Genomic DNA, 13285 nt, shown 5'->3' with positions numbered 1-13285 from the left:
CGTACGGTCAACTTGCCGTACGGCGCCCTTTTGTCCCCTAGACTCACCGGCATGTCGGGCCCGTGTTCGTACGACCGGCCCCGCCGCATTCGCCGCGGGGCGGCCCTGACGTTGTTCCTCGCGAGCGTGCTCGCCGCCGGCGTGGTGACCGGCACCTGGAGCGATGAGGCGGAGGGTGCCGCGGGGCACACCGCCCCGGACCGTTCCCTTTCCGGAACGCAGGCCCGCAAGTCCGCCTTCGCGGACCGCGCCGCCGTCGAGCGGGCCGCTTCCGAAGCCGTCGCGGACGGCAAGTCCGGTGCGCAGGCCGCTGCCGACGTCGTCAGCCGCAGCGGCGACCGCTGGTCCACGATCTACACGCCGGGCCAGTACGAGGACTTCCAGGAGCAGTTGGGCGGCGGCTATGTCGGCGTCGGGATCTGGGTGCGGCAGGTGGCCGGCGGCCGGACCGAGGTGTCCCGGGTGCAGCCCGGCGGGCCCGCCGCACGGGCCGGCCTCGCGGCGGGTGACCGGCTGCGCGCCATCGACGGCCACACCACCCGGGACGTGCCGGTCACCGATGTCGTCGCCCGGCTGCGCGGCGCGGTCCCCGGCAGCTCCCGCGGTGCCGCCGCCGCGGCCGGCAGTCCGGTGACCCTGGACCTCCGGCGCGGCGACCGCCGCTGGCAGGAGACCCTGCACCGCACCCGGCTCAGCACCCGCAATGTCGTCGTCGACCGGCCGGGCGGTGCCCACGGCCCGGCCCGCGTCCGGATCGCCGCGTTCACCAAGGGCACCGGCGACGCGGTCCGCCGTGCGGTGCGCGAGGCCTCCCCGGACCGCGGCATGCTGCTCGACCTGCGGGGCAACACCGGCGGCCTGGTCACCGAGGCCGTCAGCGCCGCCTCCGCGTTCCTGGACGGCGGCCTGGTCGCGACGTACGACGTCCACGGCAGCCAGCGTGCCCTGTACGCGGAGCGCGGCGGGAACACGCGGGTGCCGCTGGTGGTCCTCGTCGACGGGGGCACGATGAGCGCCGCCGAGCTGCTGGCCGGCGCGCTCCAGGACCGCGGCCGGGCGGTCGTGGTGGGCTCCCCGACCTTCGGCAAGGGCGCGGTGCAGATGCCCAGCGAGCTGCCGGACGGCTCGGTCGCGGAGCTGACCGTCGGCCACTACCGCACTCCGTCCGGCCGGACCGTCGACGATTCCGGCCTCGCCCCCGACCTGGTCGTGGGCAGCGGCGCCGAGAAGCGGGCCCGCACGGTATTGAGTGGCCTCGGGGGCGGGTCTTAGTGCGAAAATGGCCGCACTATGGCTAAGGACAAAGGCAAGGGCAAGGACCCGGGGCGCAAGCTCGTCGCGCAGCACAAGAAGGCGCGGCACGACTACCACATTCTGGACACCTATGAGTGTGGTCTGGTGCTGACCGGCACCGAGGTGAAGTCGCTGCGGCAGGGCCGGGCGTCGCTGGTGGACGGTTTCGTCCAGATCGACGACAACGAGGCCTGGCTGCACAACGTACATATCCCGGAATACGCCCAGGGCACCTGGACGAATCACAGTGCGCGGCGCAAGCGGAAGCTGCTGATGCACCGCGCCGAGATCGACAAGCTGGCGTCCAAGAGCCAGGAGTCGGGCCACACGATCGTGCCGCTCGCCCTCTATTTCAAGGACGGCCGGGCCAAGGTCGAGATCGCGCTGGCCAAGGGCAAGAAGGAGTACGACAAGCGGCAGACGCTCCGCGAGCAGCAGGACCGCCGCGAGACGGACCGGGCGATCTCGGCGGCCCGGCGGCGGCAGCGGGCCTGATCTGCCCCGACGGGGCCCGGTCCGGCCGGGCTCCCGGGAATACGCTGGCAACCGCGGGCGTTGTTCCCGTACGATGGCTCCGCACCCCACGAGGGGCGCAGGCACCACCTTGATAAATCAACATGGGGATGATCGGTTTCGACAGCGGATGTCGAAGCAGGGGAAGCGAGTCGAGGAAGCGGCAATGATCTCGTTAACCATATGTCGCAACCAATAATCGCCAACACCAAGCGCGATTCCTTCGCCCTCGCTGCCTAAGTAGCGACTTGCGAAGTGTCAGCCCGGGGATGTTCCCGACCCGGATCCTGGCATCAGCTAGGGAACTAAACTTCTGGACCCGGTCACGGGGTGCAGAAGGAAATTAAACAGTGACTGGGCCCGTCGGAGACTTGTTCGCGTGATCTCCGGGGCCGAGAAAATCGCAGCGAACTGCACTCGGAGAAGCCCTGATTCCGCACCGTTGGACGCGGGTTCGATTCCCGCCATCTCCACCACACGGAGAGCCGGGGGGTATGCCCCCCGGACCCCGTCATCCCATGTAGGCCCAGGCCCCGTCTGTCCGTGAGGACAGCGGGGCCTGCGTCGTTTCACGGGCGGGGCCGGGGCCGGCGGCCCGTGAGCAGGGTGATGGTCAGCGCGAGGGCGGCCGCCGCGGCGGGCACCCCGTAGGCCGCGCCCGCACCGCCCAGGTGCTCGACCGCCCAGCCGCCGCCCGCCGAGCCGGCCGCGATACCGCCGAGCAGTGCGGTCACGGCGAGGGTCATGCCCTCGTTCAGCTGCCCCGGCGGCGTCCGCGACTGGACCAGGCCCATGCCGGTGACCATGGTCGGCGCGGTGGCCATACCGGCCAGGAGGAGCCCGGCGGCCAGTGCCGCCGGGCTTCCGGTCGCCGCCGCGAGCAGCGGGAGCAGCATCAGGGCCGCCATTGCCGCGGTGCAGCCCAGGAAGCGGAGGCCGGGACGGGCTGCCGGTCGCAGCAGCCCGTAGAGCAGCCCGGCCGCGCCGGAGCCGGCCGCCTGGAGGGCCAGCAGGGCGCCCCCGGCGGAGCGGATGCCGTGGGCGTCGGCGTAGGCGAGGGTGACCACCTCCAGGGAGCCGAAGATCGCGCCGGTGCAGAGGAAGGTGAGCAGGAGGGGCGGGAGGCCGGGCAGGCGCAGCGGGGAGCGGGCGGGGGTGTGGCCCGCGGTGCGGGTGGCGACCGGGGGTTCGGTGCGGCGCTGGGCCGCGAAGAGCAGCACCCCGGTGAGCAGCAGCGCCGCGCCCACCGCGGTCCCCGCCTCCGGGAAGAGGGTGGTGCACAGCAGCGTGGCGAGCACCGGCCCGAGCAGGAAGCACAGCTCGTCCGCGGCCTGTTCGAAGGAGTTGGCGGTGTGCCGGGCGGCCGGGTCGTCGCGGAAGAGGTGCGCCCAGCGGGCGCGGGACATGCCGCCGGTGTTGGGGGTGGTCGCGGTGGCGGCGTACGAGGCGAAGAGGGTCCAGCCGGGCGCGCCGTAGTGGACGCAGAGGAGGAGGGAGAGCGAGCCGAGGGTGGCGAGTGCGGTGGCCGGGACCGCGATACGGGACTGGCCGTAGCGGTCGATCAGCCGGGCGGTCCACGGGCCGGCCAGCGCCGTGGCCGCCAGACCGGTCGCGGTGACCGCCCCGGCCAGCGCATAGGAGCCGCGCGAGCCGGCGATCATCAGGACCGCGCTGATGCTGAGCATCCCCATGGGCAGCCGGGCCAGCAGGTTGGCGGCCGTGAAGGCGCGGGTGCCGGGGACGGCGAAGATCCGCCGATAGGGCGCGAACGGGCGGAAGCGGGCGAGCGGGCGGAAGCGTGCGCGGCGGCGGCGCGGGGCCGGGCGTACGGGCGAGGTGGGGCGTACGGGCGAGGCCGGGCGTACAGGAGGGGCGGTCACGGGCCGGGCGGCGAGGAAGAGGATCATGCCGTCTACGGTCGCCGCCGCGGCCCTTGCCCGTCCAACACCTGGTCAGCGCCCATTTACGCGACTGGGTTGTGAATGGGGTGCCGGGGGATGCCGGGCAGTGATCCTGCCAGGATGGCCCGATGCCGTACGACATCGATCCGCGACTGCTGCGCGCGTTCACCGCCGTCGCCGAGGAGCTGCACTTCACCCGGGCCGCCGCCCGGCTGTACGTCGCCCAGCAGGCGCTGAGCCGCGATATCCGGCGCCTGGAGCGGGAGTTGGGCGCCACGCTGTTCGTACGGAGCACCCGCCGGGTCGCGCTGACGGCGGACGGGGAGCGGCTGCTGCCGTACGCGCGGCGGGTGTTGACGGCGCAGGACGAGCTGGCCGCCGCGTTCCGCTCCGCGCCCGAGCGGCCGCTGCTGGTCGATGTGAGCGTGCCGATCGGTACCGCCCACGCGGTGCTGGAGGCGGCCAGGGGCCGGCTGCCGGACGACTGTGAGCTGGTCGCCCGCTTCCACAGCGGGCTGACGGGGGCGGCGGCCGAGATGGCGGCCGGGCGGCTCGATGTCTCCTTCGGCCGGTACGCGGCGCTGCCCGCCGACATACGCGCCGGTCTCGATCATCAGCCGGTCCGGCTGGAGCCGATGGCGGTCCTGCTGCGCGACGACCATCCGCTGGCCGCCCGGCCCGCCGTCCCGCTCGCGGAACTGGCCGGCGAGACGCTCTACGCGGCCGCCGGAAATCCGCAGACCGTGGAGTGGACTGACTTGGCCGAGCGGCTCTTCGCGGGGCGCGGGATCGCGACCGCCGAGCCGTTCCCGGAGATCGAGGGCTCGCAGGAGTTCGTCCGGGTGGTGCGCAAGCGGGGGTGGTCCGTGCTGGCGAGTGTGGAGTTCATGGACGTGCCGGGGATGGTGCTGCGGCCGCTCGTCGACCCCGTACCGCTCTCGCCGGTGTCGATGGTGTGGCGGCGCGGGCTGCGGCATCCGGGGCTGGACGCGCTGCGGACGGCCGCCCGGGAACTGGCCGGCCGGCATGCCTGGCTGGCGCCGCCCGGGGCCACATGGTGGCTCCCGGAGGCGGACGCGCGGGCGATGGGGGTAGACGGGTGACGACCGGCGCTGTGCCACGTACGGCAGAAAGTAGCCACGCACAGGCAACCGCAGGGGCGGGAAAACCTTTCCTTAACGGCAGGGAATCGTCCGTGGAACGAACAGGAGGAGCGGCCGTGCGACGGCGTTCACTTCTCGCGGCGGCCGCGGCCGCGCTGACCTTAACCGTCATGGCGGGCCTGGCCCTGACCGGCTGCGGCTCCCCGCGGATGGCGGCACTGCACGCCAACTGCACGACGAAGGGCCTCGGCTGGAAGGTCACCGTCCTCAAGAAGAAGCCGCACGCCGCGCAGCGTGAGGCCCGGCTGTCCGTCGTCAACAAGGGCACCGACCCGTGCGTGTTCCGCGGCTTCCCGGGCTTCGCGGTCCACCTCGGCAAGGGGCCCCAGTCCGACGCGCGCGGGCACGGCCGGGCCCTGCCGATAGACCTGCGGCGCGGCGCCAAGGTCACGGCCGGTCTGCGCTACCGGGACTGCCCCAAGGGCTCGCTGCTGAACGAGCCCGTGGCCGTCACCAATGACACCGCCGTGGTGTCCGCGCCGTACGACAAGGCGGACGGCCAGGCGGTCGTGGCCCGCGACGAGAAGGGCAAGCGGCTGCGGATGAATATCTGCGCCGACACGATCTGGATGAGCGCGCCCCGGGAAGCGGCCGAGTAGGGCTGTTTACGGGGTCGTTGGGGCGGCGGCGGTGGCAGTGGCGGTACGTGCCGCGAAGGAGGTGAACGCCGCCCAGACGCCCGGCGCGAAGTCGAGGTGCGGGCCCTCGGGGTCCTTGGAGTCGCGGACGTGGACGGTGGCGGGGTGGGCGGCTACCTCTAGGCAGGCGCCGCCTTCGTCGCCGCTGTGGGTGGACTTTTGCCAGTCGTAGGCGACTTCTAGGCAGGCGCCGCCCTCGCTGCCGCTGTGAGTGGACTTGTGCCAGTCGTAAGCGACTTCCAGGCAGTTGCCGCCTTCATCGCTGCTGTAGCTGGACTTGCGCCATTGGTAGGCCACTTCGAGGCAGTTGCCGCCCTCATCGCCGCTGTAGCTCGATTTGAACCATGTCAGGTGGGTCATCGCTCTCCTAGCAGCCGGTCCAGCAGACCCATGGTCTCTTCGGCGTCGAGGGCCTGCATTCGCAGCATTCCATACTTCTGAGCGAGGATGCTGACCTCCTCCGCGTCGGAAATCAGCACACTGCTGCGCTGCGCCTCGGTATAGGCCATGTGTTGATGATCGGGGGTTTCCAGTACCACGAACGGACCGTTGAGACCGGCGTGATGCTCGCGGCTCTGCGGCAGGATCTGCATCGAGACGCCGTCGAGTTCGGCGCAGGTGCGCAGGTGGGAAAGCTGGTGCCGCATGACCGACCGCCCGCCGAGATTGCTCGTCACGAGAGCCTCGGAGAAGACGAAGCTGGCGATGACAGGATTGGCCTTGTGCAGGATCTGGTGGCGTTCCAGTCGTGCTGCGACCCGCCGTTCGACCGTCTCCTCGTCGAGGTACGGGATGTTGCTGCGGAAGGTGGCACGGGCGTAGCCCTCGGTCTGGAGCAGGCCGGGCAGGACCCCGTGTTCGTAGCCATTGAGCGCGATGGCCTGCTTCTCATACGCGATGAACTCCTCCGCCCAGATCGGATACTTCTCCTTCGGCGGAAGGTTCTCCACCCCCGTGGCCAACGCCCCTCCCGTTCCCAGGAGTTGATCGAGCTCCCGCGCCAGGTGAGGCATCAGGGCCCGCCTGCCCTGTTCGATGGAGGCGATGGTTTCCTCGGCGACGGAGGTCCGTTCGCCGAGGGCGCGCTGGGTGAGTCCGGCCTTGACGCGGAACATCGCCAGTTGCGCGCCGATGACTTCCATGGCTGCGGAGTGCCGGTTCTTCGGCTTCTTTCGCGTCTGCATGGCCTTCCACTCCCCCTGGTCGGGCCCCGGTGACCGTGTGTGCGCCCGTACTCACCAGGAGTACGGGTCCACATGGCGCGGCAGCATAGTTACGCAGCGCGACTGCCGCCGGGGGAATGCGCGGATCGCCCCCGCACGAGCGGCCGCGCGGCCTCACCCGCCCCCGCCACACCCGGTGAGCGCAAGGTTTCGTACGTGTCACCGGGCGGCACGGCACGGAAACCCGGCCTCCCTAGCGTCGGTTGCAGGACCCGACCCCTGGGAGGCGCGATGACGGCCGCGGCAGCAGAGACCCGTAACGAGAGCCCTGACGGCGGTGGTGGCGCGGTTCGGCAGAGGCGGGGTGGCCGGTGGATCGAGCGCTGGGACCCGGAGGACGAGGGCTTCTGGCGGGAGACGGGGGAGCGGATCGCGCGGCGGAATCTGGTGTTCTCCGTGCTGTCCGAGCACATCGGGTTCTCGATCTGGAGCCTGTGGTCGGTGATGGTGCTGTTCATGGGGCCCGAGTACGGGATCGCGCCGGCTGAGAAGTTCTTCCTGGTGGCGATGCCGACGGTGGTGGGCGGGGTGCTGCGGGTGCCGTACACCTTCGCGGTGGCACGGTTCGGCGGGCGCAACTGGACGGTGATCAGCGCCGTGCTGCTGCTGGTGCCGACCTCGGCGGCGGCGTTCGTGTTGGAGCCGGGCACGTCGTACACGACGTTCCTGCTGGTCGCGGCGCTGGCGGGGGTCGGCGGCGGGAACTTCGCCTCGTCGATGACCAACATCAACTCCTTCTATCCGCTGCGGAAGAAGGGGTGGGCGCTGGGGATGAACGCCGGGGGCGGGAACATCGGGGTGCCGGTGATCCAGCTGCTGGGGCTGCTGGTGATCGGCACCGCGGGGGCCGCCCATCCGCGGATCGTGCTGGCCGTTTATGTGCCGCTGATCGTGGTCGCGGCCGTGTGCGCGGCACTGTTCATGGACAACCTGGCGCCGGTCACAAACGACACCGGGGCGGCCCTCGACGCCGCCCGGGAGCCGCACACCTGGGTGATGTCGCTGCTGTACCTCGGCACCTTCGGATCGTTCATCGGCTACAGCTTCGCCTTCGGCCTGGTGCTGCAGAACCAGTTCGCGCGTACGCCCCTCCAGGCGGCGTCGCTGACCTTCATCGGGCCGCTGCTGGGGTCGCTGATCCGGCCGGTCGGCGGGCGGCTGGCGGACCGGTTCGGCGGCGCCCGGATCACGCTGGGCAACTTCGCGGCGATGGGGCTGGCCACCGGCGTCGTCATCTATGCGTCGTCGGTGCGGTCGCTGCCGGTGTTCCTCGTCGGGTTCATCGCGCTGTTCGTGCTGACGGGGCTCGGCAACGGCTCCACGTACAAGATGATCCCGGGGATCTTCCAGGCCCAGGCGCTGCGGCGCGGGCTGGTGGGGGAGGAGGCCGCGGCGTACGGGCGGCGGCTGTCGGGGGCGGCGATGGGGCTGATCGGGGCGGTGGGCGCGCTCGGCGGGCTGGCCATCAACCTCGCCTTTCGCCAGTCGTTCCTGGTGGCGGGGTCGGGCACCCCGGCGTTCGTGTCGTTCCTCGGCTGCTATGTGGTGTGCGGCGCGGTGACCTGGACCGTATACCTGCGCCCTGCGGCCCGTGCGCGGCGTACGGCGCGGGCGGCGGGCGCGGCGGAGGCGGCACCGGCGGACGAGGGGCGGCCCGCGGTGTACGCGGAGGTGTGAGCCGGCGGGGGAGGGGCGGGCGAGGCGGGCTCCGGGGGGCGTCGCGCCCGCCCCGCGCCCGTCCCGTATTCGCCCCCGTATCCGCCCGGTCTTACGGGCCGGGCGTGCGGAGCGTCGTAACCCCGGGGAAATATGGGAGGACCGGGGCTGTCACGTGCTGTTGGCACGCTGGCGTCTTGGCACTCCGTGCCGCCCGAGCCGCGGCGGGACGGGAAGCACGAGGCACCACACCTCTCTGGGCGGAGCGGGACGACCATGTACGAGCAGCAGCAGGAGCACAGTGAGCCGGCGCGGACGACGCCGGGATCGGGTACCGGACCGGCCGTCCGGCCGCTGGAGGGGTTCACCGTCGGGGTGACCGCGGCCCGGCGGGCGGAGGAGCTGGGCGCACTGCTGGAACGCCGCGGCGCCCAGGTGCTGCACGCGCCCGCCCTGCGGATCGTCCCGCTGCCCGATGACACCGAGCTGCTGGCGGTGACCCGGGATCTGATCGAGCACGCACCGGACATCGTCGTCGCCACCACCGCGATCGGCTTCCGCGGCTGGATCGAGGCCGCCGAGGGCTGGGGTCTGGGCGAGGCGCTGCTGGACCGGCTGACCGGGGTGGAGCTGCTGGCGCGCGGGCCCAAGGTACGGGGCGCGATCCGGGCCGCGGGGCTGACCGAGAAGTGGTCACCGGCCTCCGAGTCGATGGCCGAGGTGCTGGACCGGCTGCTGGCGGAGGGTGTCGCCGGGCGCCGGGTGGCCCTCCAGCTGCACGGGGAGCCGCTGCCGGGGTTCGTCGAGGCGCTGCGGGCGGACGGCGCGGAGGTCGTCGGCGTCCCGGTGTACCGCTGGATGCCGCCGGAGGACATCGGGCCGGTCGACCGGCTGCTGGACGCGGTGACCGGGCGCGGGCTGGACGCGGTGACCTTCACCAGCGCGCCCGCCGCCGCGTCGCTGCTGCGGCGGGCCGAGGAGCGCGGGATGCGCGGCGAGGTGCTGACGGCCCTGCGGCAGGACGTGCTGCCGGTGTGCGTGGGGCCGGTGACCGCGCTGCCCCTGGAGGCGGAGGACGTGCCCACGTTCCAGCCGGAGCGCTTCCGGCTCGGACCGCTGGTGCAGCTGCTGTGCCGGGAACTCCCGGGCCGGGTGCGGGCGTTGCCGGTGGCCGGGCGGCGGCTGGAGATCCGTGGGCACGCGGTCGTGCTGGACGGGGTGCTGCGGCCGGTGCCGCCGGCCGGGATGGCGCTGCTGCGCGCGCTGGCCCGCCGCCCCGGCTGGGTGGTCTCCCGCGCGGACCTGCTGCGCGCGCTGCCCGGCGCGGGCCGGGACGAGCACGCGGTGGAGACCGCGATGGCCCGGCTCCGGGTGGCACTGGGTGCCCCCAAGCTGATCCAGACGGTCGTCAAGCGCGGCTACCGGCTGTCGTTGGACCCGCATGCGGAGACGGACAAGTACGGCGGGGAGTAGGGGCTCCGGGCGGGGACGGGCCGGACCGGAGGGGGCCGTGGCCCGCGAGCCGGGGCGGACCGGCGCTCCGCAGCCCGCGGCCCGCGGCACGCCGCCCGTGCCATGAACTCCCGTCCTACCCCCGGCTGTTGACCCGGATCTTCGACTGCCCGTGCGGGCGCTTCTCCCAGTCGTCCATGAAGCGCGCCTCCAGGCCGTGCGTACGGGCCAGCCGCAGCAGCGTCTCGGTCCGGTAGTAGAAGTCCTCGCGCAGTACCTGGTGTTCGGCGCCCTCGGTGCGGTCGAAGGTGAAGTCGAAGAAGCCGCCGGGGGCCAGGATCCGGCCGACATGGGCGAGGCATTCGTCGATCACGTCGAGCGGTGAGTGCGAGAAGACGCTGTGCGCGTGGACGACGTCGAAGTGCGCGGGCGGCAGGAAGTCCAGCTTCAGGTCCTGCGTGAGGGTCAAGTGGGGCAGCTTGTCCTGGAGTTCGTAGGTGGTCAGGGTCTGCTTCGCGGAGATCAGGATGTCCGGCGAGATGTCGATGCCGTAGTAGTGGCCGGTGTCCAGGTAGGCGATGAAGCGGCGGCCGGCGCGCAGATTGCCGCAGCCGATGTCCAGCATCCGGTGGCCGGGCCGCAGCCCGTGCCCGGTCAGGTACTCGAACTGCATCTCGCCCAGCGCCAGCCAGCGTTCATGGCTGCGGCTGCCGACCGCGGCCTCCGGGTCGCGCCCGGTGTCGGAGGCCATCACCGCCCGGTAGTAGGCGACATGGCCGGGGTGTTTGAGGCGCAGCCAGGTGTCGCGGGCGCCGCGCCGGACGTACGGGGCGATCCGGTCCGGGTGGCGGAGCGCGTAACCGATCTTGTGGGCGAGGCGGGCGCGGTTGGTGTGCAGGGACGTGCGCGACATGAAGACCTCCGTCCTGATGGGCTGAGGGGCTGAGGGGCCGGAGCCGGGCCGTCGGGCCCAGGGCCTGCCCCCAGCATGCGGCGGACCGCGGCGTACGGCCTGGCGACCGTGGCGTACGGCCTGGCGACCGCGGCGTACGGCCTGGCGACCGTGGCGTACGGGCCTGCGTCCCCTGTGGGCGGGTCCCGCCGAGCGCCGTGCCGCCGCCAACTATACGTCATGTGTATACACTCGGCGTCTAGTCGTAGTGCATACGTGGCGTGAGTGCGCGGAGCGGGCGCCTCCGGAGGGTTCCGGCCGGACCGCGGGCCGGGCACTCTGGGAGCACACACGTCCGGTCCCTAAGGAGTGACAGGCACATGGCGGCGCCTTGCGACCTGCGGTTCGACTGCGGCCGGATCTGCCTGGACCTGGCGGCCACCGCCGACGGGCTCACCGCCGACGGCGCCGTCGCCGAACGCCTCACCGGTCCCGACCAGTTGCGCGCCTGGCTGACCGGCACCGGCCTGGTCCCGCACGGCACCCCGCTGGACGGCGTCGACGCCCGCTGGCTCGGCCGCTTCCGCGCGCTGCGGGACGTGCTGGTCCGGGTGGTGCACGACGAACTGCGGGGCCGGGCCGCCGACGCCGATCTTGAGCTGCTCAACTCCGCGGCCGCCGCCGGGCAGCCGCCCGCCCCCTGCGTGGTACGCGCCGCCGACGGCACCCTGGCCCGCGCCCTCCCCGGCCCGCCCGAGTGCGCCGGACTGCTGGCCGCGGTGGCCCGGGACGCGATCGGGCTGCTCACGGACGCGGTGGCGCGCGGGCGGCTGCGGCAGTGCGAGGGCGAGAGCTGCACCCTGGTCTATCTGGACACCTCGCGGGGCCGGCGCCGCCGTTGGTGCTCCAGCGAAGTGTGCGGCAACCGGGAGCGGGTGGCGCGGCACCGGCGGCGGACGATGGTGCGCCGGGAGCAGTCCGGGGGCGCCGCCGCGGGCCCCGTCACACCCGCGGAAAAATTTTCCGCCGGACGCTGAACGCCCCGCCCGGCCCGTCCGTACTCCTCACCGCAAGTCCGATTCATGGCAGGGTCCCCGGTCGATCTTGGGCGATCCGGGCTATCGACCCGGGAGTTGGAGTGCGTAAGGATGCCGTCGTGGCAGACAGGACGACACCTGAAGAGGAGCTCATGCGAGCCCTCTATGACGATCATGCGGGCCCGCTTCTCGCCTTCGTCCTGCGGCTGGTGGCGGGCGACCGGCATCGCGCCGAGGACGTGGTGCAGGAGACGCTGGTGCGCGCCTGGCGCAACGCCGACCAGCTCCAGCGGGCGACCGGCTCGATCCGCCCCTGGCTGGTGACCGTCGCCCGGCGGATCGTGATCGACGGACACCGCAGCCGCAAGGCCCGGCCCCAAGAGGTCGACGCGACCCCGCTGGAGACCATGCCCGCCGCCGATGTGATCGACCGGGCGCTGCGCCTGATGACGATCTCGGAGGCGCTGAGCGACCTGAGCCAGGCCCACCGAGAGGCCCTCGTCGAGACGTACTTCAAGGAGCGTACGGTCAACGAGGCAGCGGAGGTGCTGCGCGTGCCGGCCGGGACCGTGCGGTCCCGGGTGTTCTACGCGCTGCGCTCCCTGAAGCTCTCGCTCGAGGAACGAGGAGTGACGGAGTGATCCCGCCCACGCAGCCGGACCGGCACAGCGACGTCGGCGCCTATGTGCTGGGCGTCCTGGACGCCGCCGACGCGGACCGGTTCGAGCGGCATCTCGTCGGCTGTGACCGGTGCGCTGCCGAACTCGAGGAGCTGATGGCGATGACGCCGGCGCTCGCCGAGTTCAAGCAGTCCGCCCCCACCCCGCAGACGATCACGGCCGTCCCCGGCCCCCGGATGCTGGACGGGCTGCTCGACGAGGTCCACGCCACCCGCCGGGGCCGCAACCGGCGGCGGCTGTTCCTGGTGGCCGCGGCGGTCGTGCTGATCGTCGGCGGGCCGCTGGCCGTCTTCTCCTTCAAGGGGGAGGGGGACAAGGCGCCGGCGCCGCCGCTGGCGAACGCCGTCCGGGCCCAGTACGCCGCGGGCGAGAAGGTGACCTCCACCGACCCGGACACCAAGGTCTCGGCGGGCGTCTCGATGGCCGCCCGGCCCTGGGGCACCCAGGTCGTGCTGCAACTCGCCAACGTCAAGGGGCCGCAGAGCTGCGACCTGGTCGCCGTGGGCAAGGACGGCAAGCGGCAGACCATCACCACCTGGGCGGTTCCCAAGGGCGGCTACGGCATCCCGGGCAGCGCCGCGAAGTGGAACCGCGAGCCCCTCTACGCGGCGGGCGGCGCGGCCCTCAACCGCGGCGACATCGACCACTTCGAGATCAACACGCTGGACGGCAAGCGGCTGGCCACGGTCAAGGCCTGAGCATCCGGGGCGCCGGTCCCGGCGCCCCGGCACCGGCCGGCCTCACCCGACGTAGCCGCCCGAGTCAACATCCGACCAAACTCGCCCTTCTTTGTCCCTTTCACCAGGTGCGCACGGTGCCCGGTTCGCGTACGGTTGA

13 protein-coding genes and 1 other RNA gene are annotated in these 13285 nt (G+C 72.5%); 10 read left to right on the top strand and 4 right to left on the bottom strand.

The features are described 5' to 3' along the window. Window positions 1-51: 51 nt before the first annotated feature. The 3 genes from ACFW5B_RS27075 (at window position 52) to ssrA (ending at window position 2282) form a co-directional block, all read left to right on the top strand. Entirely contained in the window at window positions 52-1272 is a 1221-nt protein-coding gene (locus ACFW5B_RS27075; RefSeq protein WP_386444754.1) for a S41 family peptidase, read from the top strand. Window positions 1273-1290: 18 nt separating this feature from the next. Beyond that, the gene (gene smpB, locus ACFW5B_RS27070; RefSeq protein ID WP_386444751.1) at window positions 1291-1788 is read left to right on the top strand and encodes an SsrA-binding protein SmpB; all 498 of its coding nucleotides are present in this window, start codon (window positions 1291-1293) and stop codon (window positions 1786-1788) included. Window positions 1789-1912: 124 nt separating this feature from the next. Beyond that, window positions 1913-2282: a transfer-messenger RNA gene (gene ssrA, locus ACFW5B_RS27065) on the top strand. 93 nt (window positions 2283-2375) lie between these two features. On the opposite strand, the gene ACFW5B_RS27060 is transcribed toward ssrA, so the two are convergent. Further along, on the bottom strand, window positions 2376-3713 hold the full coding sequence (locus ACFW5B_RS27060) for an MFS transporter (protein ID WP_386444748.1): 1338 nt from the start codon (window positions 3711-3713) through the stop codon (window positions 2376-2378). 122 nt (window positions 3714-3835) lie between these two features. Here ACFW5B_RS27060 and ACFW5B_RS27055 point away from each other — a divergent pair, with 122 nt between their 5' ends. Both ACFW5B_RS27055 and ACFW5B_RS27050 read left to right on the top strand, forming a co-directional pair. Next, complete coding sequence (locus tag ACFW5B_RS27055; protein ID WP_386444745.1) at window positions 3836-4810, top strand: LysR family transcriptional regulator; 975 nt, start codon at window positions 3836-3838, stop codon at window positions 4808-4810. Window positions 4811-4980: 170 nt separating this feature from the next. Further along, a complete protein-coding gene (locus ACFW5B_RS27050; RefSeq protein ID WP_386444742.1) occupies window positions 4981-5469 on the top strand; it encodes a DUF4232 domain-containing protein in 489 nt (162 codons plus the stop codon). Between the two features lie 6 nt (window positions 5470-5475). On the opposite strand, the gene ACFW5B_RS27045 is transcribed toward ACFW5B_RS27050, so the two are convergent. After that, the gene (locus tag ACFW5B_RS27045; protein WP_386444739.1) at window positions 5476-5868 is read right to left on the bottom strand and encodes a DUF397 domain-containing protein; all 393 of its coding nucleotides are present in this window, start codon (window positions 5866-5868) and stop codon (window positions 5476-5478) included. Continuing rightward, window positions 5865-6692 (bottom strand): helix-turn-helix domain-containing protein, encoded by an 828-nt coding sequence (locus tag ACFW5B_RS27040; RefSeq protein ID WP_386444736.1) that lies wholly within the window; start codon window positions 6690-6692, stop codon window positions 5865-5867. The genes ACFW5B_RS27045 and ACFW5B_RS27040 overlap by 4 nt, the downstream gene beginning before the upstream one ends. A 270-nt stretch (window positions 6693-6962) precedes the next feature. Between ACFW5B_RS27040 and ACFW5B_RS27035 the strand changes: the two genes are divergently transcribed. Together ACFW5B_RS27035 and ACFW5B_RS27030 are read left to right on the top strand one after the other, a co-directional pair. Beyond that, on the top strand, window positions 6963-8408 hold the full coding sequence (locus tag ACFW5B_RS27035) for a nitrate/nitrite transporter (protein WP_386444733.1): 1446 nt from the start codon (window positions 6963-6965) through the stop codon (window positions 8406-8408). Window positions 8409-8663: 255 nt separating this feature from the next. Next, a complete protein-coding gene (locus tag ACFW5B_RS27030; RefSeq protein ID WP_386444730.1) occupies window positions 8664-9860 on the top strand; it encodes a uroporphyrinogen-III synthase in 1197 nt (398 codons plus the stop codon). Between the two features lie 115 nt (window positions 9861-9975). Here the strand turns inward: ACFW5B_RS27030 and ACFW5B_RS27025 are convergent, their stop codons facing one another. Continuing rightward, window positions 9976-10752, bottom strand: a complete 777-nt coding sequence (locus ACFW5B_RS27025; protein ID WP_386444727.1) for a class I SAM-dependent methyltransferase — start codon at window positions 10750-10752, stop codon at window positions 9976-9978. 359 nt (window positions 10753-11111) lie between these two features. On the opposite strand from ACFW5B_RS27025, the gene ACFW5B_RS27020 reads away from it, so the two are divergent. From ACFW5B_RS27020 to ACFW5B_RS27010, 3 genes are all read left to right on the top strand, one after another. Beyond that, window positions 11112-11768 (top strand): CGNR zinc finger domain-containing protein, encoded by a 657-nt coding sequence (locus ACFW5B_RS27020; protein ID WP_386444724.1) that lies wholly within the window; start codon window positions 11112-11114, stop codon window positions 11766-11768. 101 nt (window positions 11769-11869) lie between these two features. Beyond that, window positions 11870-12409, top strand: a complete 540-nt coding sequence (locus tag ACFW5B_RS27015) for a sigma-70 family RNA polymerase sigma factor (protein ID WP_107070693.1) — start codon at window positions 11870-11872, stop codon at window positions 12407-12409. Next, window positions 12406-13146: an anti-sigma factor family protein gene (locus tag ACFW5B_RS27010; RefSeq protein ID WP_386444721.1), complete on the top strand. Its 741-nt coding sequence runs from the start codon at window positions 12406-12408 to the stop codon at window positions 13144-13146. The genes ACFW5B_RS27015 and ACFW5B_RS27010 overlap by 4 nt, the downstream gene beginning before the upstream one ends. Window positions 13147-13285 lie beyond the last annotated feature (139 nt).

Origin of the sequence: Streptomyces sp. NPDC058773, from assembly GCF_042746015.1 — a bacterium.
In the GTDB taxonomy this organism is placed as follows: Bacteria; Actinomycetota; Actinomycetes; order Streptomycetales; family Streptomycetaceae; genus Streptomyces.
Note: the sequence above shows the minus strand (reverse complement) of the source record. Positions and strands in the feature narration are given on the sequence as shown.

Bases quoted from the DNA above. Each gene is read 5' to 3' on its own strand.
- ACFW5B_RS27055 (WP_386444745.1), top strand. From the start codon at position 3,836: ATGCCGTACGACATCGATCCGCGACTGCTGCGCGCGTTCACCGCCGTC.
- ACFW5B_RS27025 (WP_386444727.1), bottom strand. From the start codon at position 10,752: ATGTCGCGCACGTCCCTGCACACCAACCGCGCCCGCCTCGCCCACAAG.
- ACFW5B_RS27040 (WP_386444736.1), bottom strand. From the start codon at position 6,692: ATGCAGACGCGAAAGAAGCCGAAGAACCGGCACTCCGCAGCCATGGAA.
- ACFW5B_RS27020 (WP_386444724.1), top strand. From the start codon at position 11,112: ATGGCGGCGCCTTGCGACCTGCGGTTCGACTGCGGCCGGATCTGCCTG.
- ACFW5B_RS27045 (WP_386444739.1), bottom strand. From the start codon at position 5,868: ATGACCCACCTGACATGGTTCAAATCGAGCTACAGCGGCGATGAGGGC.
- ACFW5B_RS27060 (WP_386444748.1), bottom strand. From the start codon at position 3,713: ATGATCCTCTTCCTCGCCGCCCGGCCCGTGACCGCCCCTCCTGTACGC.
- smpB (WP_386444751.1), top strand. From the start codon at position 1,291: ATGGCTAAGGACAAAGGCAAGGGCAAGGACCCGGGGCGCAAGCTCGTC.
- ACFW5B_RS27050 (WP_386444742.1), top strand. From the start codon at position 4,981: ATGGCGGGCCTGGCCCTGACCGGCTGCGGCTCCCCGCGGATGGCGGCA.
- ACFW5B_RS27075 (WP_386444754.1), top strand. From the start codon at position 52: ATGTCGGGCCCGTGTTCGTACGACCGGCCCCGCCGCATTCGCCGCGGG.
- ACFW5B_RS27035 (WP_386444733.1), top strand. From the start codon at position 6,963: ATGACGGCCGCGGCAGCAGAGACCCGTAACGAGAGCCCTGACGGCGGT.
- ACFW5B_RS27030 (WP_386444730.1), top strand. From the start codon at position 8,664: ATGTACGAGCAGCAGCAGGAGCACAGTGAGCCGGCGCGGACGACGCCG.